This window comes from Streptomyces corchorusii, assembly GCF_001514055.1.
Taxonomy (GTDB): domain Bacteria; phylum Actinomycetota; class Actinomycetes; order Streptomycetales; family Streptomycetaceae; genus Streptomyces; species Streptomyces olivaceoviridis.
On record NZ_KQ948357.1, the window covers coordinates 399,839 to 420,231 of the forward strand.

15 protein-coding genes are annotated in these 20,393 nt (G+C 71.7%); 13 read left to right on the forward strand and 2 right to left on the reverse strand.

Annotated elements, in window-relative coordinates; genetic code table 11:
* Positions 1-23 precede the first annotated feature (23 nt).
* Positions 24-452 (forward strand): Rieske (2Fe-2S) protein, encoded by a 429-nt coding sequence (locus AQJ11_RS20290; RefSeq protein WP_059263951.1) that lies wholly within the window; start codon positions 24-26, stop codon positions 450-452.
* A gap of 69 nt (positions 453-521) precedes the next feature.
* Here AQJ11_RS20290 and AQJ11_RS20295 read toward each other — a convergent pair whose 3' ends face one another.
* On the reverse strand, positions 522-1,469 hold the full coding sequence (locus tag AQJ11_RS20295; protein ID WP_059263952.1) for a hypothetical protein: 948 nt from the start codon (positions 1,467-1,469) through the stop codon (positions 522-524).
* Positions 1,470-1,951: 482 nt separating this feature from the next.
* Here AQJ11_RS20295 and uvrC point away from each other — a divergent pair, with 482 nt between their 5' ends.
* From uvrC to pgi, 12 genes are all read left to right on the forward strand, one after another.
* The gene (gene uvrC / locus AQJ11_RS20300; RefSeq protein WP_079082363.1) at positions 1,952-4,171 is read left to right on the forward strand and encodes an excinuclease ABC subunit UvrC; all 2,220 of its coding nucleotides are present in this window, start codon (positions 1,952-1,954) and stop codon (positions 4,169-4,171) included.
* Positions 4,168-5,250, forward strand: a complete 1,083-nt coding sequence (gene rapZ, locus AQJ11_RS20305; RefSeq protein ID WP_059263954.1) for an RNase adapter RapZ — start codon at positions 4,168-4,170, stop codon at positions 5,248-5,250. Before uvrC ends, rapZ begins: the two co-directional genes overlap by 4 nt.
* Positions 5,247-6,314, forward strand: a complete 1,068-nt coding sequence (locus tag AQJ11_RS20310; RefSeq protein WP_014672012.1) for a gluconeogenesis factor YvcK family protein — start codon at positions 5,247-5,249, stop codon at positions 6,312-6,314. The genes rapZ and AQJ11_RS20310 overlap by 4 nt, the downstream gene beginning before the upstream one ends.
* Positions 6,305-7,294, forward strand: a complete 990-nt coding sequence (whiA, locus tag AQJ11_RS20315) for a DNA-binding protein WhiA (RefSeq protein ID WP_014672011.1) — start codon at positions 6,305-6,307, stop codon at positions 7,292-7,294. Before AQJ11_RS20310 ends, whiA begins: the two co-directional genes overlap by 10 nt.
* Positions 7,295-7,446: 152 nt before the next feature.
* Entirely contained in the window at positions 7,447-10,401 is a 2,955-nt protein-coding gene (locus tag AQJ11_RS20320) for a M14 family metallopeptidase (protein ID WP_208616572.1), read from the forward strand.
* 298 nt (positions 10,402-10,699) lie between these two features.
* Positions 10,700-11,707, forward strand: a complete 1,008-nt coding sequence (gene gap / locus AQJ11_RS20325; protein ID WP_014672009.1) for a type I glyceraldehyde-3-phosphate dehydrogenase — start codon at positions 10,700-10,702, stop codon at positions 11,705-11,707.
* 135 nt (positions 11,708-11,842) lie between these two features.
* Positions 11,843-13,054, forward strand: a complete 1,212-nt coding sequence (locus AQJ11_RS20330) for a phosphoglycerate kinase (protein ID WP_058080105.1) — start codon at positions 11,843-11,845, stop codon at positions 13,052-13,054.
* Positions 13,055-13,057: 3 nt separating this feature from the next.
* Entirely contained in the window at positions 13,058-13,834 is a 777-nt protein-coding gene (gene tpiA, locus AQJ11_RS20335; protein WP_014672007.1) for a triose-phosphate isomerase, read from the forward strand.
* A 113-nt stretch (positions 13,835-13,947) separates the two neighbouring features.
* Positions 13,948-14,178 carry a preprotein translocase subunit SecG gene (gene secG, locus AQJ11_RS20340; RefSeq protein WP_041665101.1) on the forward strand — a complete coding sequence of 77 codons (231 nt, stop codon included), beginning with the start codon at positions 13,948-13,950 and terminating at the stop codon, positions 14,176-14,178.
* A gap of 204 nt (positions 14,179-14,382) precedes the next feature.
* A complete protein-coding gene (locus AQJ11_RS20345) occupies positions 14,383-14,718 on the forward strand; it encodes an RNA polymerase-binding protein RbpA (protein ID WP_003976875.1) in 336 nt (111 codons plus the stop codon).
* A 135-nt stretch (positions 14,719-14,853) separates the two neighbouring features.
* Entirely contained in the window at positions 14,854-16,119 is a 1,266-nt protein-coding gene (locus tag AQJ11_RS20350) for an MFS transporter (RefSeq protein WP_398780464.1), read from the forward strand.
* Between the two features lie 52 nt (positions 16,120-16,171).
* On the forward strand, positions 16,172-17,824 hold the full coding sequence (gene pgi, locus AQJ11_RS20355) for a glucose-6-phosphate isomerase (protein WP_059263956.1): 1,653 nt from the start codon (positions 16,172-16,174) through the stop codon (positions 17,822-17,824).
* 268 nt (positions 17,825-18,092) lie between these two features.
* Here the strand turns inward: pgi and AQJ11_RS20360 are convergent, their stop codons facing one another.
* Positions 18,093-20,375 (reverse strand): ABC transporter permease, encoded by a 2,283-nt coding sequence (locus AQJ11_RS20360; RefSeq protein ID WP_059264038.1) that lies wholly within the window; start codon positions 20,373-20,375, stop codon positions 18,093-18,095.
* Positions 20,376-20,393: the final 18 nt, after the last annotated feature.

A 20,393-nucleotide genomic window follows, 5' to 3' on the forward strand; every position in this document is an offset into this window, starting at 1 on the left:
CCCCTTGACCAGTGGAGTTCCAGATGCCCGCCCGCTCCTCCGCGACCCGCCGTACCGTCCTTCGAGGGGCCGCCGCGGCCCCGGTCGCCGGGCTCGGCCTGGCCGCGTGCTCGGCCCCGGGCGGCAGTGGTTCCGCCGCTGCCGCCCCCACCGCACCGGTCGACCTCGGCGCCGAGAGCGAGGTCGCGAAGGGCGGGGCCAAGCTCTACCGGGACCACAACGTGGTGGTCAGCCGTGCCGAGGACGGCACCCTGAAGGCGTACAGCACGATCTGCACGCACGCCGGCTGCCCCATCAACAAGCTGCGGGGGACGACCCTGGTCTGCCCTTGCCACGGCAGCGAGTTCGATGCCGTGACGGGCAAGGTCGTCCAGGCGCCGGCCACCGAGCCCCTGACCGAGCTGCCGGTGAAGGCCGCGAAGGGCAGGATCGTCGCCGGTCCCGCGGACTGACCGATCAGTCGCGGGCCGACGGGAGCGGGGCGCGGAAGGCCGGCTCAGCGTGCGGACGTGGGGATGAGCTCACTCCCAGTCCCAGGCGATCCCCAGGACACCCGGCCGGATCCGGGGCTCGACCAGGTGGGCACAGTGGTGCGGACTGGTCACGGACAGCTCCTGCCGGCCACTGCGCGGGGCCGCGGCCGAGTGCTGGGTGAAGCGGTGGCAGCGCACCGGCAGCGCGGCCGTGTCGAAGCGCACCTGGAGCGCGTACTGGCCGCCGGGGAAGCCGAACCGCTGGAGATACTCGCGGGACGTCCCGGCCGTGCCGTCCTCGATGCCGTACCGGAAGAGGAAGGTGTCCCCGGTGCGCAGCCGGGTGCCGAAGAGCAGTTCGGCGACGAGGACGCCGGTGTCCTGGTCCCAGCGGAGGCGACCGGTACGGCAGTTCTCCAGGGCGTGCACGGTGACACGGCGCGGGTCGCAGCCGGGATCGCCGTGGTGGAGGACGACGAAGCGGTCGACGCCGTCGCGGTGGGCCCGCACGATGTGGTGGGCTTCGCGGCTCACCAGCTCGCGCCGGGCGCCGATCCGGACGCGCTCGTGGTGCCCCACGGTGTGCAGCCCGCCGTCCTGGGACCAGCCGAGGTCGGCGGTGAGCCGGTCCGCGACGCCCGAGGCCTCGATCAGGGAGCGGTAGGAGCGGCCCGCCGGACGGTCGGCCGTCGCCCGCTCGTCGGCCTCGGCGAGCAGCCGGATCAGCGACTCGTCCGGTAGCCGGAGGATCTCCTCCAGCGCGCGTACGGCCCGCAGCGACTCCGGGCGCTGCGGGCGGCGAGCACCTTGCTGCCAGTAACTCAGGCTGGTGACGCCGACCTTGACCCCGTGGCGTGACAGATGGTGCTGGACGCGCTGGAGCGGCAGTCCTCGTGCGGCGATCGCGGCGCGCAGCGCCACATGGAAGGGGCCGCCGCGCAGGGCCGTGTCCAGTTCCGCGGTGGGGACGTCCGCGTGCTCTGTGGCATGCCGCATGCCGAGGGGCCTTTCTATGAGGTGTCGCTACGGCTGGTCAGACCGTCTGTGCGGGTGTGCGGGGCCGCCTCCGTGGGCCCCGCGGGCGTGCCTGGCCGGGCATGCCGCGCCGGCCCCGTACACATGTGCAGGGCGCCGAGTTCCCCCGCATTGAAGCGTGTTGACCAGAACCCGACAACACCTAGGACCCGGCCGTTCCGGACGACTGGCCGGACCCTGCCGTTCCGCGGCCGCTGGGCGGGGTCGGAGTGGCCGCCTGCCTCATCCAGGGCTTGGCCGGAGAGACGACGCCGGGCGGGGCGTCACCGGCATGGCGGGAAGGCGACTGGCGGGCGGGCCGAGGGGCACGGCCCCCGGACGCGTCCGCCGCCCGGCCGCAGGCCGGAAGGGGTGCCGCGGGGCCACCGCGCGGACGCCGTCCGGGTGCGGGCGTTGTCCACAGGCCCGACGCGGTGTCGGTGCTCGCCAGTAGGGTGTGAGACATGGCCGACCCCTCCAGCTACCGCCCCAGGCCGGGAGACATCCCGGACTCTCCGGGGGTGTACAGGTTCCGTGACGAGCACCGCCGGGTGATCTACGTCGGAAAGGCGAAGAGCCTGCGCCAGCGCCTGGCGAACTACTTCCAGGACCTGGCGAACCTGCACCCGCGCACCCGGACGATGGTGACCACAGCAGCGTCCGTGGAGTGGACGGTGGTGTCCACGGAGGTCGAGGCCCTCCAGCTGGAGTACTCCTGGATCAAGGAGTACGACCCCCGGTTCAACGTCAAGTACCGGGACGACAAGAGCTACCCGTACCTCGCGGTCACGATGAACGAGCAGTTCCCGCGGGTCCAGGTGATGCGCGGTCACAAGAAGAAGGGCGTCCGCTACTTCGGGCCCTACGCGCACGCGTGGGCCATCCGGGACACCGTCGATCTGCTGCTGCGGGTCTTCCCGGTGCGTACCTGCTCGGCCGGCGTCTTCAAGAACGCCGCCCGCACCGGCCGGCCCTGCCTGCTCGGCTACATCGGCAAGTGTTCCGCCCCCTGTGTCGGCCGGATCACCCCCGAGGACCACCAAGAGCTGGCCGAGGAGTTCTGCGACTTCATGGCCGGCCGCACCGGCACCTACCTCCGCCGTCTGGAGAGGCAGATGATGGAGGCGGCAGAGGAGATGGAGTACGAGCGGGCGGCCCGCCTGCGGGACGACATCGGGGCCTTGAAGAAGGCCATGGAGAAGAACGCGGTCGTGCTCGCCGACGCGACCGACGCCGACCTCATCGCCGTCGCCGAGGACGAGCTGGAGGCGGCCGTGCAGATCTTCCATGTGCGTGGCGGCCGGGTCCGCGGTCAGCGTGGCTGGGTGACCGACAAGGTCGAGGAGGTCACCACCGGTGCCTTGGTCGAGCACGCCTTGCAGCAGCTGTACGGCGAGGAGAGCGGGGACGCGGTTCCCAAGGAGGTGCTGGTCCCGGCCCTGCCCGAGCCGGTCGAGCCGGTCCAGGAGTGGCTGACCGGCCGTCGCGGGTCGAACGTGTCGCTGCGCATCCCGCAGCGCGGCGACAAGAAGGCGCTCATGGAGACCGTGCAGCGCAACGCCCAGCAGGCCCTCGCGCTGCACAAGACCAAGCGCGCCTCCGACCTGACCACGCGCTCGCGCGCGCTGGAGGAGATCGCCGAGGCCCTCGACCTGGACAGCGCCCCGCTGCGGATCGAGTGCTACGACATCTCGCATCTCCAGGGTGACGACGTGGTCGCCTCCATGGTCGTCTTCGAGGACGGCTTGCAGCGCAAGAGCGAGTACCGGCGGTTCCAGATCAAGGGCTTCGCCGGGCAGGACGACGTCCGCTCCATGCACGAGGTGATCACCCGCCGCTTCAAGCGCTACCTCGCCGAGAAGGAGCGGACGGGGGAGTGGACCGACGGCGCCGACACCGACGCCCCGCTCGCCGAAGGCTCCGGCACCGGCAACCCCCTGGCCGAAGGCTCCGGCACCGACAACCCCCTGGCCGAAGGCTCCGGCACCCCCGACTCCCTGGCCGGAGGTCCCGGCGCGAACGGCTCCCTCCCCGACGGCGGCGGCGCCGTGTTCGCCGACGCCGAGGCGATCGCCGATTCCCTCAAGGACGACGACGGCCGTCCCAAGAAGTTCGCCTACCCGCCCCAGCTCGTCGTGGTCGACGGTGGTCAGCCGCAGGTCGCGGCGGCCCGGCGCGCGCTGGACGAGCTGGGCATCGACGACATCGCCGTGTGCGGTCTCGCCAAGCGCCTGGAGGAGGTCTGGGTGCCCGGCGAGGACGACCCGGTGGTGCTGCCCCGCACCAGCGAGGGTCTCTATCTGCTCCAGCGCGTTCGCGACGAGGCCCACCGGTTCGCGATCACCTACCAGCGCACCAAGCGCGCCAAGCGCTTCCGCGCGGGCCCGCTGGACGACGTCCCCGGCCTCGGCGAGACCCGCAAACAGGCGCTCATCAAGCATTTCGGCTCGGTGAAGAAGCTGCGGTCCGCCACAATCGAGCAGATCCAGGAAGTGCCCGGTATAGGCCGGAAGACGGCCGAGACCATCGCCATGGCTCTCGCCCAGGCGGCCCCGGCCGCCCCCGCCGTGAACACGGCGACCGGAGAGATCATTGAGGACGAGGAACCCGATACGACGGGGGGTTCCTCGGGGGAGCCCGTGACCGCGGGCGTCCCGGACGAACGACGGGGGCAGGAGACATGACCGAGCACGACGCAGAGCCCACAGCACAGCGAGATCAGGCGCACAGCGGCACGGGCGACGATGTCGCCCGGCACGGCACCGGCCGGGACACCGCCCGGCCCGAGACCGGCCGGGGCACCGGCCGGCCCGGCACCGACCAGGACACCGGACAGAACACCGGTCAGGACAACGGAGCACAGGTGAGTACGGGCAGCGAGACAGCCGGGGTCCCCGAGGCGGCCATCCCCGAGCTGGTGATCATCTCCGGCATGTCCGGGGCCGGCCGGTCCACGGCGGCGAAGTGTCTGGAGGACCTCGGCTGGTTCGTCGTCGACAACCTCCCGCCCGCCCTCATCCCCACCATGGTGGAGCTGGGAGCCCGCTCCCAGGGCAACGTGGCGCGGATCGCGGTCGTCGTGGACGTGCGCGGCCGGCGCTTCTTCGACAACCTGCGCGAGTCCCTCGCCGACCTGGACACCCGGGGCGTCACCCGGCGGATCGTCTTCCTGGAGTCCTCCGACGAGGCACTGGTCCGCCGCTTCGAGTCGGTGCGCCGCCCGCACCCGCTCCAGGGCGACGGACGCATCGTGGACGGCATCGCCGCCGAGCGGGAACTGCTGCGCGAGCTGCGCGGCGACGCCGACCTGGTGATCGACACCTCCAGCCTCAACGTGCACGAGCTGCGCGCCAAGATGGACGCCCAGTTCGCCGGCGAGGAGGAGCCCGAGCTGCGGGCCACCGTGATGTCCTTCGGCTTCAAGTACGGCCTCCCGGTCGACGCCGATCTGGTCGCGGACATGCGGTTCCTGCCCAACCCGCACTGGGTCCCGGAGCTGCGCCCCTACACCGGCCTCAACGAGGAGGTCGCCGCCTACGTCTTCAACCAGCCCGGTGCGAAGGAGTTCCTCGACCGGTACGCCGAACTGCTGCGGCTCATCGCGGCCGGCTACCGGCGCGAGGGCAAGCGGTATGTGACCATCGCCATCGGCTGTACCGGCGGCAAGCACCGCTCGGTCGCGATGTCGGAGAAGCTCGCCGCGCGCCTCGCGGCCGAGGGCGTGGAGACGGTGGTCGTGCACCGGGACATGGGACGGGAATGACGGAACGTACACCGCGGCTGAGCAGGTTGCGCCGGATGGTGCCCGAGACGCGCGCCGGCCGCTCGGCCGAGGCCCGCGGGGCGCGGCCCCGTCGGCGCGGCGCCCAGCCCAAGGTGGTCGCGCTCGGCGGCGGCATGGGCCTGTCCGCCTCGCTCGCCGCGCTGCGCCGGATCACCGGTGATCTCACCGCGGTCGTCACCGTGGCCGACGACGGCGGCTCCAGCGGGCGGCTCCGGGACGAGCTGGGCGTGCTGCCGCCCGGCGACCTGCGCAAGGCACTGGCCGCGCTGTGCGGGGACGACGACTGGGGCCAGACCTGGGCCCGGGTCATCCAGCACCGCTTCCAGTCCCAGGGCGAACTGCACGAGCACGCGGTCGGCAACCTGCTGATCGTCGCCCTGTGGGAGCAGCTCGGCGACCATGTGCAGGCCCTGGACCTGGTCGGCAAGCTGCTCGGCGCACATGGGCGGGTGCTGCCCATGTCGGCCGTGCCGCTGGAGCTCCAGGCCCTGGTCAAGGGGCACGACCCGGAGCGCCCGGACGACGTGGACACGGTGCGCGGGCAGGCGACCGTGGCCCTGACGCCCGGCGAGGTGCAGTCGGTGCACCTCGTGCCCAACGATCCGCCCGCCGTCCCCGAGGCCGTGGCGGCGGTCCTGGACGCCGACTGGGTGGTGCTCGGCCCCGGTTCCTGGTTCTCCTCGGTCATCCCGCACCTGCTCGTCCCCGAGCTGCTGGACGCCCTCACCGAGACCAAGGCGCGCCGGGTGCTCTCGCTGAACCTGGCGCCGCAGCCGGGAGAAACCGAGGGCTTCTCCCCGCAGCGTCATTTGGAGGTTTTGGGGCGACACGCCCCTAAACTCGCCCTGGACGTGGTGCTGGCCGACGTGGCCGCCGTGCCCGACCGCGACTCGCTCACCGAGGCCGCCAAGCGGCTGGGAGCCGCGGTCGAGCTGGCCCCGGTGGCCCGGACCGACGGATCACCCCGGCACGATCCGGAGCTGTTGGCCGCCGCGTACGACCGTATTTTTCGGATGCATGGAAGGATCGGCCCATGGCGATGACGGCAGCGGTGAAGGACGAGATCTCCCGGCTACCCGTCACCCGGACCTGTTGCAGGAAGGCGGAGGTCTCCGCCATCCTGCGCTTCGCCGGCGGCCTCCACCTGGTGAGCGGGCGCATCGTGATCGAGGCGGAGCTGGACACCGCGATGGCGGCGCGCCGGCTCAAGCGGGACATCCTGGAGATCTTCGGGCACAGCTCCGAGCTGATCGTGATGGCGCCCGGCGGGCTGCGCCGCGGCTCGCGGTATGTCGTACGGGTCGTCGCGGGCGGTGACCAGCTGGCCCGGCAGACGGGTCTCGTGGACGGCAGGGGCCGCCCGATCCGCGGTCTGCCCCCGCAGGTGGTCTCGGGGGCCACCTGCGACGCGGAGGCGGCCTGGCGCGGTGCCTTCCTGGCCCACGGCTCGCTGACCGAGCCCGGCCGTTCCTCGTCGCTGGAGGTGACCTGCCCGGGCCCGGAGGCGGCGCTCGCGCTGGTCGGTGCCGCGCGCAGACTGTCGATCGCCGCGAAGGCCCGCGAGGTGCGCGGGGTGGACCGGGTGGTCGTCCGGGACGGTGACGCGATCGGTGCCCTGCTCACCCGGCTGGGCGCCCATGAGTCCGTGCTGGCCTGGGAGGAGCGCCGGATGCGCCGCGAGGTGCGGGCCACGGCCAACCGGCTCGCCAACTTCGACGACGCCAATCTGCGCCGTTCGGCCCGTGCCGCCGTGGCCGCCGGGGCCCGGGTCCAGCGCGCCCTGGAGATCCTGGGCGACGAGGTGCCCGAGCACCTGGCCGCGGCAGGGCGGCTGCGCATGGAGCACAAGCAGGCCTCCCTGGAGGAGCTGGGCGCGCTCGCCGATCCGCCACTGACGAAGGACGCGGTCGCGGGCCGTATCCGCCGGCTGCTGGCGATGGCCGACAAGCGCGCCGCCGATCTGGGCATCCCGGGCACGGAGGCCAACCTCACCGAGGAGCTGGCGGACAACCTCGCCGGCTGACCGGACGGCGCGTCAACTCGCCGGTGCCGACGGCCGTTCGGGTGGTCGGCACCGGCTTTTGCGTGTCCTTGTGGTGCTCTTGACTCGATCATCAAGTGGCATGAGCCTGGCAACTTGTTCGTCGCTGTGGCGGACCACCGCTAGGGGGGTTCATGAGACACAGAGCGAGATCGATCCTCGCTGTCGGCGCGCTTCTGATCGGCGGAGCGAGCCTCGCGCCCATCGCCCAGGCACAGAACGGAAGTCCGGCGCCGTCCGGGCCGGAAGAGGTCAAGGTCTACCGCGCCGAGGTCACCCGGCAGCAGGTGCCCCTGCTGCTCAAGGCCGGCCAGGACGGCCATGAACTCGGCGAGAAGGCGGGTGTAGGCGGTAGGACCGAGGTCGAGGTCTACCTCACCGGCAAGCAGGCCGCGCGACTGCGCGAGCAGGGCGTCGACCTCACCGAGCACGCGCTCTCGGCCAAGGCGGAGGCCAGGGTCGAGGACGCCGCCCAGGGCGTGTTCCGCCCGTACAGCGGGAGTGGCGGGCTCAAGGAGGAGATCCTCCGGACCGCCCGGGCCCACCCCGGCCTCACCAAGGTCGAGTCCATCGGCAGGACCCTCGGCGGCCAGGACATCCTCGCGCTCAAACTGACCAGGAACGCGAAGAAGTCGAAGGACGGCTCCAGGCCCGCCGTGCTCTACATGTCCAACCAGCACGCGCGCGAGTGGATCACGCCGGAGATGACCCGGCGCCTGATGCACTACTACCTGGACCGCTACACGACCGACCGGCGTGTCAGGAAGATCGTCGACTCGACGGAGCTGTGGTTCGTCCTCTCGGCCAACCCGGACGGCTACGACTACACGTTCAAGGACTCCGGCACCCGCCTGTGGCGCAAGAACCTGCGGGACGTCAACGGCGACGGCGTCATCGGCACGGGCGACGGCGTCGACCTCAACCGCAACTTCCCCTACAAGTGGGGTTACGACGACGAGGGTTCGTCCCCCAACCCCACCAGCCAGACCTACCGCGGCGCGAGCCCCGGCTCCGAGCCCGAGACCAAGGCCCTCGACGCCTTCGAGAAGCGCGTCGGCTTCCGGTACGCCATCAACTACCACTCCGCCGCCGAACTCCTCCTCTACGGCGTCGGCTGGCAGGTGGCCACCCCGACCCCCGACGACGTCCTCTACAAGGCGCTCGCCGGCACCCCCGGCGACTCCGCCGTCCCGGGCTACCACCCGCAGGTCTCCTCGGAGCTGTACACCACCAACGGCGAGGCGGACGGCCACGCGTCGAACGTCAACGGGATGGCGATGTTCACCCCGGAGATGTCGACCTGTCAGACCGCGTCCGACCTCGACCCGGACGACGCCTGGAAGAGCCAGGACTGCCAGTCCGTCTTCAACTTCCCCGACGACGAGAAGCTGATCCAGCAGGAGTTCGCCAAGAACGTCCCGTTCGCGCTCTCCGTCGCCGAGACCGCCGTACACCCCGACAAGCCGGTCTCCTCGGTCGGTCTGAGCGCCGCCGACTTCACCCCGGCCGCGTTCTCGACGTCGTACTCCCGGGGCGCGGACCAGGAGGTCTCGGTCGTCGTCCGCAAGGCGGTCCGGGACAAGGAGCTCAAGTACCGCGTCAACGGCGGCCGTACGCGCGACCAGGCACTGAGGCACTGGAGGGGCGGGCGGACGTACGGCGGTGAGGACAACCTCTACTTCGACGAGTACCGCGCGACGGTGCGGGACGGTGAGCCGGGCGACAAGGTCGAGGTGTGGTTCACCGGCCGGACCAGGAGCGGGAAGAAGGTCTCCAGCAGCCACTTCACCTACACGATCGCGAAGCGGCCGGCGGCCGACACCCTGGTGGTCGCCGAGGAGGGCACGGCCGCCACACAGGCGCGGACGTACGTGGACGCGCTGAAGGGCGCCGGGCACCGGGCGCTCGTGTGGGACGTGGCCACGCAGGGCGCCCCGGACGCGCTCGGCGTGCTGAAGCACTTCCGGACGGTCGTGCACTACTCTGGCGCGGGCGGCCCCGCCAACGCCACCCAGCTCCGGCTGCGCGCCTACCTCAACGAGGGCGGCAGGCTGATCGAGGCCGGCGAGCTGGCCGGCGGCAGCGTCGACCTCGGCGACGGCACCCTGTCCGACGACTTCAGCCAGTACTACCTCGGCGCCTACAGCCGTACGTCGACCAAGGGGGCCACCGGCTTCACCGGCTCCGGCGCGCTCGACGGCTTCACCGGCGCCCTCGGCGACGCGCCCGGCAACCCGCTCGACAAGGCCGGCACCTACGGCGTCACCTCCGACGAACTGCCGGCCGCCACCTACCCGCAGTTCAAGAGCGCGGGCGCGGGCACCTTCGCCGGCACCGTCAATCCGTACGGGCCGTACACGGGTGCCTCGATGGCCGCCGCCGTGCACACCGACGACGCCTACAAGCGCCTCACCCGCACCATCGACCTCACCGGGGTCGCCGCCGTCGACAAGCCCGCCCTGAGGACGCGGCTGCTGTGGGACACCGAGCGCGGCTACGACCACGCGGTGGTCGAGGCGCACACCGTCGGTGCGGACGACTGGACGACCCTGCCGGAGGCCGGCGGGGCCACGAAGGCGGCCGTGCCGGACGAGTGCGGGGCGGGCTTCCTGATCGGTGAGCACCCGTGGCTGAAGCACTACCTGACGCTCACCGGCAACACCTGCGCCGCGACCGGCACCACCGGTGCGTGGCACAGCCTCACCGGCAGCTCCGGCGGCTGGCAGCAGGCGGACTTCGACCTGAGCGCGTACGCCGGGAAGTCCGTCGAGGTCTCGATCAGCTACATCACCGACCCCGGCAGCGGCGGGCACGGCGTCCTCGCCGACGACGCCTCGCTGGTCGTCGGCGGCACGGCGCGGGAGACCGAGGGCTTCGAGTCGTCCCTCGGCGCCTGGAAGGCGGCCGGACCACCCGCCGGCAGCCCGGCGGTGCTGAAGGACTGGACGCGCACCGGGACGTTGTTCCAGACGTACGCAGCGGTCACCACGGACGACACCGTGCTGCTCGGTTTCGGTCTGGAACAGGTGCCGTCGGCGGCCGATCGGACGGCTCTGCTGCGGAAGGCGTTCGACTCGCTCGACAGGTGAGCGGGACCCCCTCTCAAGGGTGCGCGCAGGGGGTGTGCATCAAGTGAGCCGACCCGCTCACGAACGAGTGAAACCGGCGTCGGAAGCGCCCCGCGTTCCGTAATAAATACGGGTGAATCCGCTGTCGATCCGAGGCGGTCCGTACCTCTACTGACTGGTACGGACCGCCTGCCCGTGTATGGGCCATCTCGATGTCACCCCGGGGCCCGCAGAGAGGTAGGGTCGGTGGTGGTCGGGGACATCCCAAACAGAGCTCGCCGGCACCGCATAGCCGGCGTACCAACGAGGAGATCGGTTCGTGACGATCCGCGTAGGCATCAACGGCTTCGGCCGCATCGGTCGTAACTACTTCCGCGCGCTGCTGGAGCAGGGAGCGGACATCGAGGTTGTGGCTGTCAACGACCTGGGTGACACCGCGACCACCGCGCACCTGCTCAAGTACGACACGATCCTGGGCCGCCTCAAGCAGGAGGTCTCCCACACCGCCGACACCATCACCGTCGACGGCCACACCATCAAGGTGCTGTCCGAGCGCAACCCGGCCGACATCCCGTGGGGCGAGCTGGGTGTCGACATCGTCATCGAGTCGACCGGCATCTTCACCAAGAAGGAAGACGCCGCGAAGCACATCGCCGGTGGCGCGAAGAAGGTCCTCATCTCGGCTCCGGCCAAGGACGAGGACATCACCATCGTGATGGGCGTCAACCAGGACAAGTACGACCCGGCGAACCACCACGTCATCTCCAACGCCTCCTGCACCACCAACTGTGTGGCGCCGATGGCGAAGGTCCTCGACGAGAACTTCGGCATCGTCAAGGGCCTGATGACCACGGTGCACGCGTACACGAACGACCAGCGCATCCTGGACTTCCCGCACAAGGACCTGCGCCGCGCCCGTGCCGCCGCCGAGAACATCATCCCGACCACCACCGGTGCCGCCAAGGCCACCGCCCTGGTCCTGCCGCAGCTCAAGGGCAAGCTGGACGGCATGGCCATGCGCGTCCCGGTCCCGACCGGCTCCGTCACCGACCTGGTCGTGGAACTGGGCCGCGAGGTCACCAAGGAAGAGGTCAACGCCGCCTTCCAGAAGGCCGCCGAAGGTGAGCTGAAGGGCCTGCTCGACTACACCGAGGACCCGATCGTCTCCTCCGACATCGTCAACGCCCCGGCCTCCTGCACCTTCGACTCCTCCCTGACCATGGTCCAGGAGGGCAAGAACGTGAAGGTCATCGGCTGGTACGACAACGAGTGGGGCTACTCCAACCGCCTCGTCGACCTCACGGTCTTCGTCGGCAACCAGCTCTGATCGCCGAGCAGGACCCCGAAGTGGGAGCAGGGCCCGTGCAGCGCACCGCCGCGCTGTCCGGGCCCTGTCCCACGTACTGACCACGTCCTTTTACGATCAGGTGCACCACGAGCCCTCCTGTAGGAGTCCACTCCCATGAAGACGATCGACGAACTTCTCGCCGACGGCGTGAGCGGCAAGCGGGTCTTCGTCCGCGCCGACCTCAACGTGCCGCTGGCCGACGGGACGATCACCGACGACGGCCGCATCCGCGCCGTCCTGCCCACCGTCAAGGCCCTCGCGGACGCGGGCGCCAAGGTGGTCGTCGCCTCGCACCTGGGCCGCCCCAAGGGTGCCCCGGACCCCGCCTTCTCGCTGCTGCCCGCCGCCGAGCGCCTCGGTGAACTGCTCGGCGCCCCGGTCGCCTTCGCCCAGGACACCGTCGGCCCCGCCGCCCACGACGCCGTCGACGGCCTCCAGCCCGGCCAGGTCGCGGTCATCGAGAACCTGCGCTTCAACCCGGGTGAGACGTCCAAGGACGACACCGAGCGCGGTGAGTTCGCCGACCGGCTGGCCGCTCTCGCCGACGTCTACGTCGGTGACGGCTTCGGCGCCGTGCACCGGGGGCACGCCTCGGTCTACGACCTCCCGGCCCGGCTGCCGCACTACGCCGGTTACCTGATCGCCACCGAGGTCGGCGTCCTGAAGAAGCTCACCGAGGACGTCAAGCGCCCCTACGTCGTCGCGCTCGGCGGCGCCAAGGTCTCCGACAAGCTCGCCGTCATCGACCAGCTGCTCGGCAAGGCCGACCGGCTCCTCATCGGCGGCGGCATGGCCTACACCTTCCTCAAGGCCAAGGGCTACGAGGTCGGCATCTCCCTCCTCCAGGAGGACCAGGTCCCGGTCGTCACGGAGTACATGGAGCGCGCCGAGAAGCAGGGCGTCGAGCTGCTGCTCCCCGTCGACGTCGTGGTCTCCCGGACCTTCCCGGACCTGAAGACCAAGGCGCCCACCGAGAACACCGTGGTCGACGCGGACAAGATCCCCGCCGACCAGGAGGGCCTGGACATCGGCCCCAAGACCCGAGAGCTCTACGCCTCGAAGCTCGCCGACGCCGAGACCGTCTTCTGGAACGGTCCCATGGGCGTCTTCGAGCACCCCGACTACGCCGAGGGCACCAAGGCGGTCGCCCAGGCACTCGTCGACACGAACGGTTTCACCGTCGTCGGCGGCGGTGACTCCGCCGCGGCCGTGCGCACGCTCGGCTTCGACGAGAACGCATTCGGCCACATCTCGACCGGTGGCGGCGCCTCCCTCGAATACCTTGAGGGCAAGACGCTCCCCGGCCTCGCCGCACTGGAGGACTGACCCTTGAGCACGCGCACGCCGCTGATGGCGGGCAACTGGAAGATGAACCTCAACCACCTTGAGGCCATCGCACACGTCCAGAAGCTCGCGTTCGCCCTGGCCGACAAGGACTACGAGGCCGTCGAGGTCGCCGTCCTGCCGCCCTTCACCGACCTGCGCTCCGTGCAGACCCTGGTCGACGGCGACAAGCTCAAGATCAAGTACGGCGCCCAGGACATCTCCCAGCACGACTCCGGCGCCTACACGGGCGAGATCTCCGGCCCGATGCTGGCCAAGCTGAAGTGCACCTACGTGGTGATCGGCCACTCCGAGCGGCGCCAGTACCACAACGAGACCGACGAGCTGGTCAACGCCAAGGTCAAGGCCGCCTACAAGCACGGCCTCACCCCGATCCTGTGCGTCGGCGAGGAGCTGGACGTCCGCGAGGCGGGCGACCACGTCAGCCACACCCTCAGCCAGGTCGAGGGCGGTCTCAAGGACCTGCCGGCCGAGCAGGCCGAGACCATCGTGATCGCCTACGAGCCGGTGTGGGCCATCGGCACCGGCAAGGTCTGCGGCGCCGAGGACGCCCAGGAGGTCTGCGCCGCCATCCGCGCCAAGATCGCCGAGCTGTACTCCCAGGACGTGGCCGACCGGGTCCGCATCCAGTACGGCGGCTCCGTGAAGTCGGGCAACGTCGCCGAGATCATGTCCCAGGCCGACATCGACGGCGCCCTGGTCGGCGGTGCTTCGCTGGACGCCGACGAGTTCGTCAAGATCGTGCGCTTCCGCGACCAGTGATCAGGTCGGTGAGTAGGCGGTAGCGGCGATACGTCGTACGCTTGCGGGGGCACAGCCGGGTGCTGTGCCCCCGTCGTCCATCCGAATCCGAGGAAGTTGGTCCAGCCGTGGTTTTGGGGTTCTCGATCGCCCTGATCATCTTCAGCCTGCTGCTGATGCTGCTGGTGCTGATGCACAAGGGAAAGGGCGGCGGCCTCTCCGACATGTTCGGTGGCGGCATGCAGTCCTCCGTCGGCGGCTCCTCGGTCGCCGAGCGCAACCTCGACCGGATCACCATCGTGGTCGGCCTGCTGTGGTTCGCGTGCATCATCGTCCTCGGCATGCTGATCAAGACGAACAGCTGAACACGCGAGCAGTACATTCCACACGTAAAGCCCCATGTTCGGTACGCGCTCCTGAGCGCGGCCTATCATGGGGCTTGCGTCTGGGTGTGGGGGCCGGTAACTCCAATCACTGGACGCGCGTTGGGCCTTACGTAGACTGAGGCGCTCGCGGCGAAGCGAAACGCCGACTCGCTTCGCGGCACCATCACGCAGGGAGTTACGACCGTGGCAAGTGGCAACGCGATCCGAGGAAGCCGGGTCGGGGCGGGGCCGATGGGCGAGGCCGAGCGCGGCGAGTCCGCGCCGCGTCTGCGCATCTCCTTCTGGTGCTCCAACGGGCACGAGACGCAGCCCAGCTTCGCCAGCGACGCGCAGGTTCCCGAGACCTGGGACTGCCCGCGCTGCGGCTTCCCGGCCGGCCAGGACCGGGACAACCCGCCGGACCCGCCGCGCACCGAGCCGTACAAGACGCACCTGGCGTACGTACGGGAGCGGCGCAGCGACGCGGACGGCGAGGCGATCCTCGCCGAGGCGCTCGCCAAACTGCGAGGCGAGATCTAGGAGTTGTGACCGGCCGGGTGCCCGCGGGTGCCTGGCCGGAGCCGTTTCCCCCCGCTGCGGCGGCCCGTTGTCAGTGGTGCCCTCTACGGTGTGTGCATCGGTGCATCGGTGCGTCGTGAGGGGGCGAGCGTGGCTGTGGCCGGGACGGCGAGCAGGGGCGGGACACCTGCCTGGCGCGGGGGATTCGGCCGGCTGTGGACGGCCGCCGTGGTCTCCCGGTTCGGCGACGCGTTGCGCACGTCCGCGCTGCCGTTGCTCGCCGTGCGCCTCACCGACGAGCCGCTCGTCGTCGCCTCCGTCACCGCCTGCGGCTATCTGCCCTGGCTGCTGTTCGGGCTGTTCGGCGGTGCTGTGGCGGACCGCGTCGACCAGCGGCGGGCGATGTGGCTCGTGGACACCGCGCGGGGTCTGCTCGTCGCCGGCTTCGCCCTCGCCGTGGGCCTCGGGTACGCCTCCGTGCCCCTGCTGATCGCCCTCGCCTTCTCCCTCACCGCGCTCCAGACGCTCTTCGACAACGCCTCCACGGCCCTGTTGCCGTCCCTGGTGGACGCAGAGGCCCTGGGCAGCGCGAACGCCCGGCTGATGACCGGTCAGCAGCTCGCGGGCGGACTACTGGCAGGCCCGTTCGTGCCGCTGCTGCTGGCGGCCGGGGCGTTCATGCCGTTCGCGGCGGACGCGGGCACGTACCTGCTGGCCGCCGCGCTCGTGGCGTCCCTGCGGATACGGCCGCCGCAGCGCGAACCCCGCCCGGCCGGCAGCACCCTGCGCACGGAGATCGGGGAGGGCCTGCGCACGCTGTGGCGCGACCGGGTGCTCCGCGCGGTGTGCGTGGCCACACTGCTGTGCAACATCGGCATGGGCGCCCTGATCGCCACGCTGGCGCTGCACGTCACCCGCTGGCTGCACGCGGGCGACACCGGCTACGCCGCCGCCATGACGGCGTACGCGGCCGGCAGCCTGGCCGGCGGTCTGGTCGCCCAGCGGATCGCGCGCCGCACCGGTCGGGTACGGGCCCTGCTGCTCGGCGGCACACTCCAGACGGGCGCGCTGCTGCTCATCGGCGCCGTGCGGCACGTGCCCGCGCTGATGGCCGGGATGCTGCTGCTCGGTGCGATGAACATGGTCTGGAACGTCAACCAGGTCACCCTGATGCAGCAGCGCAGCCCCGAGTCCATGGTGGGCCGCATCGCCTCGGCCTTCCGTACGTCCTCCACCTCCGGTGCCCCGCTCGGCGCGTTCCTCGGCGGGGCCGTGGCCGGCCTGTACGGCCTCAACGCGCCCGCCCTGATCGCGGCCGGCCTGTTCGCCTCGGCCGTCATCGCGCTGATACCGGCACGCGAGCCCGGCATACCCGTCGCCGCCCGCGCGGACAGCGTCTCCACCGCTCGTCCCGCGCGCTGATCAATTAGGTTGGAACAGCTGGGACAGGCACGAACGAAGGCGGAAGTCGGACATGAACGCAGACGGCCGTACCAGGCTCAACCAGACGCCCGAGTGGACCGCTCTGGCCAAGCACCGGGAGGAGCTGGCGGACACCCGTCTCAGGGACCTGTTCGCCGCCGATCCGGCGCGCGGCACCGGGTACACGCTCCAGGTCGGCGACCTGTACATCGACTACTCGAAGCACCTGGTCACCGACGAGACCCTGCGCCTGCTGCGCGAGCTGGCCGCGGCGACGGACGTCTTCGGCCTCAGGGACGCCATGTTCCGCGGCGAGAAGATCAACGTCACCGAGAACCGGGCCGTGCTGCACACCGCGCTGCGCGCCCCGCGGGACGCGGTCGTCGAGGTCGACGGCGAGAACGTGGTCCCGGCCGTGCACGCCGTGCTCGACAAGATGGCCGGCTTCGCCGACCGCGTCCGCTCCGGCGCCTGGACCGGCCACACCGGCAAGCGCATCAGGAACGTGATCAACATCGGCATCGGCGGCTCGGACCTCGGGCCCGCGATGGCCTACGAGGTGCTGCGCTGCTTCACCGACCGCGACCTCACGGTCCGCTTCGTCTCCAACGTGGACGGCGCGGACCTGCACGAGGCCACCCGGGACCTCGACCCGGCGGAGACGCTGTTCATCATCGCCTCCAAGACCTTCACCACCATCGAGACCATCACCAACGCGACCTCGGCGCGGAAGTGGCTGCTGGCCGCGCTCGACGACGAGGCCGCGGTGGCCAAGCACTTCGTCGCGCTGTCCACGAACGCCGAGAAGGTCGCCGAGTTCGGCATCGACACGGCCAACATGTTCGAGTTCTGGGACTGGGTCGGCGGCCGGTACTCGTACGACTCCGCGATCGGCCTCTCCCTGATGATCGCGATCGGCCCGGACCGCTTCCGGGAGATGCTGGACGGCTTCCGGATCGTCGACGACCACTTCCGCACCGCACCGGCCGAGGCCAACGTCCCGCTGCTGCTGGGCCTGCTGGGCATCTGGTACGACAACTTCCACGACGCCCAGTCGCACGCCGTGCTGCCGTACAGCCACTACCTCTCCAGGTTCACCGCCTATCTCCAGCAGCTCGACATGGAGTCGAACGGCAAGTACGTCGCCCGCGACGGCAAGCAGGTGGACTGGCAGACCGGGCCCGTCGTGTGGGGCACGCCCGGCACCAACGGGCAGCACGCCTACTACCAGTTGATCCACCAGGGCACCAAGCTGATCCCGGCCGACTTCATCGGCTTCGCCCGGCCGGTCGCGGAGCTGAGCGAGGAACTCAAGGCCCAGCACGACCTGTTGATGGCCAACTTCTTCGCCCAGACCCAGGCGCTCGCCTTCGGCAAGACCGCCGAGGAGGTCCGCGCGGAGGGGGTCCCCGAGGAGCTGGTGCCGCACAAGACCTTCCAGGGCGACCGGCCGACCACGACGATCCTCGCTCGTGAGCTGACCCCGTCCGTCCTCGGCCAGCTCGTCGCCCTCTACGAGCACAAGGTGTTCGTGCAGGGCGCGGTGTGGAACATCGATTCCTTCGACCAGTGGGGCGTGGAGCTGGGCAAGGTGCTCGCCAAGCGTGTCGAGCCCGCGCTCACCGAGGGCGCCGACGTCCCCGGCCTGGACGCGTCGACGAAGGCACTGGTCGCCACGTACCGGGAACTGCGCGGCCGGAGCTGATCCCCGGCCGGAGCGGGCTCCCGTCCGGAGCGGGCTCCCGTCCGGAGCGGGCTCCCGTCCGGAGCCGGTCGCGGCCGGGGCGGAGGGGCTCACCGACGCCTGCCCGCTCACGCCGGCGCGGACGTTCGTGACCAACGCCGAGGACGCGTACGGGCAGGCGGGCAGGGAGCGGGACCCCGAGGGTCCCGGCACCCCACCGCCGAGATCGACGGCGTACGCGTCCTCGGTGCCTGCCGGCTTCCAGGCCGGCCGGCGCCCCTGAGCCGGCTCAGGCCACCGCGCTCAGCGTGTCCGCGAGGCGGCGGCGGGCCGCGCGGGACGCGGGCACGGTGGCCAGGGCCGCCGCTCCCAGAACGGCGGCCGCGCCCAGCAGGACCAGCAGGCCGGGGGAGGGGGACTGGGCGATTCCGGCGCCGATGCCGCTGGAGCCGCCCTGGGCGTCGATCAGCCGGCGGGCCAGCGGCAGCCCCAGCGCCGTGGCGGCGACGACCGCCGCGAGGGCCGTACAGCTCGTCGCCGTGACGGTGATCGCGGTGATCTGCCGTGGCGACATGCCGATCGCCCGGAGCGCCAGCACGTCCCGCTCGCCCTCGCGGACGCTGCCGCCGATCGCGGTGAGCAGTTCCACCAGCCCGATCAGCGCCAGGACGGCGATCAGCCCGGCGACGACACCGCGCAGCGGCGACAGCCCGTCGGCGGGGTTCGTCACGGGATGCACCTCCAGGTGGCCGTGGCCGGCCGAGGCGAGGGCGGCGGCCACGCGGTGCGGGTCCGCGCCCGGCCGCAGCCGCAGCTCGTAGAAGGCCGGGGACAGCTCCGGGTCGTTCTCCCTGAGGGCGTCCAGGGAGGTGGTGACGACCCGGCCGGCGTTGCGCGGTTCGAGGGTGCGGCCCACGATGTGCAGGATCTGCGGCCGGTCGCCCACCGTCATCCGCACCCAGTCGCCGACCCGCGCGTCCAGCAGGTCGAGCAGGCCCTGCCCGGCCACCGCCTCGTCCGGTCCGCGTGCGGCGCGGCCCTCGGCGAGGGCGTAGGGGTAGGGCTCGGCGCGGGTGCCGACGCCGCGCAGGGCGATGGTCGCGTTCTGGCCGGGGACCAGCGCGGCCACCTCGACGCCGGGATAGGCGGCGGCGACCCGGGAGTCGCGGGTCAGCACGGCCCGTACCCCGGACGCGTCCAGCGCGCCGTCCGAGCGGACCGTGAGCGCCGTCGGCAGGCCCACCCGCTCGGGGCTGCCGTGCAGGCGGTCGATCGTGGTCCAGGCGCTGAGCGCCACCACGATGAGCAGCAGCGGCAGCGTCAGCCGGGCCACGGTCGCCAGAGACCGGCCGCGCCCCGCGAACGCCTTGTGGCAGCCGAGGACCAGCGCGGCCGGCAGCCGCAGCCCGAGCGCCCGCCGGGCCGCCCCGCTCAGCCGCCCGCCCGTCGACGCGGCCGGACGCGGCACCGGGACCGGTGGCACCCGCCCCGCCCGCCAGGCCGCGAGCCCCGTGGTCAGAGCGATGAACAGCACCGCGCCCGCCGGCACCGCACACAGCGCGAGCGTGTGCCCGGGCAGCCCCTGCCACACACCCACCGCGTCCCCGAGCCGCCCCGGGACCCGGTTGCCCAGCCCCTCGGTGAGCGTGGCCGCCGCCACCGCGCCGAGCAGCGCGTACGCCAGGTGCTGGAGCAGGAAGATCCGTACGACCTGGCCGGGCGTGAAGCCGATCGCCTTCAGCACCGACAGGTCCCGCAGGTGCCCGCGGATGCGGGTCGCGATGGCGCCGTGCACCGCGAACCCGGCGGCGACGAGGGCGCCCAGACCGAACAGCCCGAGCACCTGGCCGAGCAGCCGGTTGTCGCCCTGTGCCTCGGCGCGGGCCTGCTGCCAGGTGGAGACCTCGCCGACCGCGCCGGCGCCCAGCACGGTGACGGCCCGCTGGACGGCGTAGTCGGTGTCGGACGGATCGCCGAGCCGCAGCCCGATGACCTGGCCGGCCGGGGCCCGCACGGCGGACGGCAGCGCCCACACCAGACCGGACTGCTCGCCGGGGCGGTACGGCGGTTCGGCGCTGTCCGCGATGCCCTCGACGGTGAGGGTGCGGGCCGTGCCGGGCAGCGTCAGGGTGTCGCCGGGCTCGGCCAGCAGGGCGCGGGCCAGGCTGCTCTCCAGCACCACGCCGTCCGGCGCGGCCGGGTCCAGCCAGCGCCCGGCGGTGAGCAGGGGCCGGCCGACAGAGGGCGGTTCCGGGGTGGCGCGCAGCTCGACGGAGGCGCGGGTGCCGCGGGCGGCGACGGTGGCCGCCTCGGTGCGGTAGGGGCCGGCGACGGAGGTGACGCCGTCCAGCCGGGCCAGCGCGCGGGCGTCGGCGGACGGCACGGTGTGCAGCCAGACGTGGGCGCCGCGCGCCTCGGCGAAGGTCCGCTGCCAGGGGTTCGTGGCGTAGCCGAACAGGGCGGCGGCGAGCAGCAGCGAGGTGACGATGCCCGCGGTGGCCAGCACCAGGAACAGCGCTTCGCCGCGGTGGGTGCGCAGGTCGGAGTGGGCCCAGCGCAGGGTGGCCCGCACGTCCCTCAGATCCGGCAC

Coding starts and splice junctions, on each gene's coding strand:
- AQJ11_RS20310 (WP_014672012.1), top strand. CDS start 5,247: ATGACGGAACGTACACCGCGGCTGAGCAGGTTGCGCCGGATGGTGCCC.
- AQJ11_RS20290 (WP_059263951.1), top strand. CDS start 24: ATGCCCGCCCGCTCCTCCGCGACCCGCCGTACCGTCCTTCGAGGGGCC.
- whiA (WP_014672011.1), top strand. CDS start 6,305: ATGGCGATGACGGCAGCGGTGAAGGACGAGATCTCCCGGCTACCCGTC.
- rapZ (WP_059263954.1), top strand. CDS start 4,168: ATGACCGAGCACGACGCAGAGCCCACAGCACAGCGAGATCAGGCGCAC.
- uvrC (WP_079082363.1), top strand. CDS start 1,952: ATGGCCGACCCCTCCAGCTACCGCCCCAGGCCGGGAGACATCCCGGAC.
- AQJ11_RS20330 (WP_058080105.1), top strand. CDS start 11,843: ATGAAGACGATCGACGAACTTCTCGCCGACGGCGTGAGCGGCAAGCGG.
- AQJ11_RS20320 (WP_208616572.1), top strand. CDS start 7,447: ATGAGACACAGAGCGAGATCGATCCTCGCTGTCGGCGCGCTTCTGATC.
- pgi (WP_059263956.1), top strand. CDS start 16,172: ATGAACGCAGACGGCCGTACCAGGCTCAACCAGACGCCCGAGTGGACC.
- AQJ11_RS20295 (WP_059263952.1), bottom strand. CDS start 1,469: ATGCGGCATGCCACAGAGCACGCGGACGTCCCCACCGCGGAACTGGAC.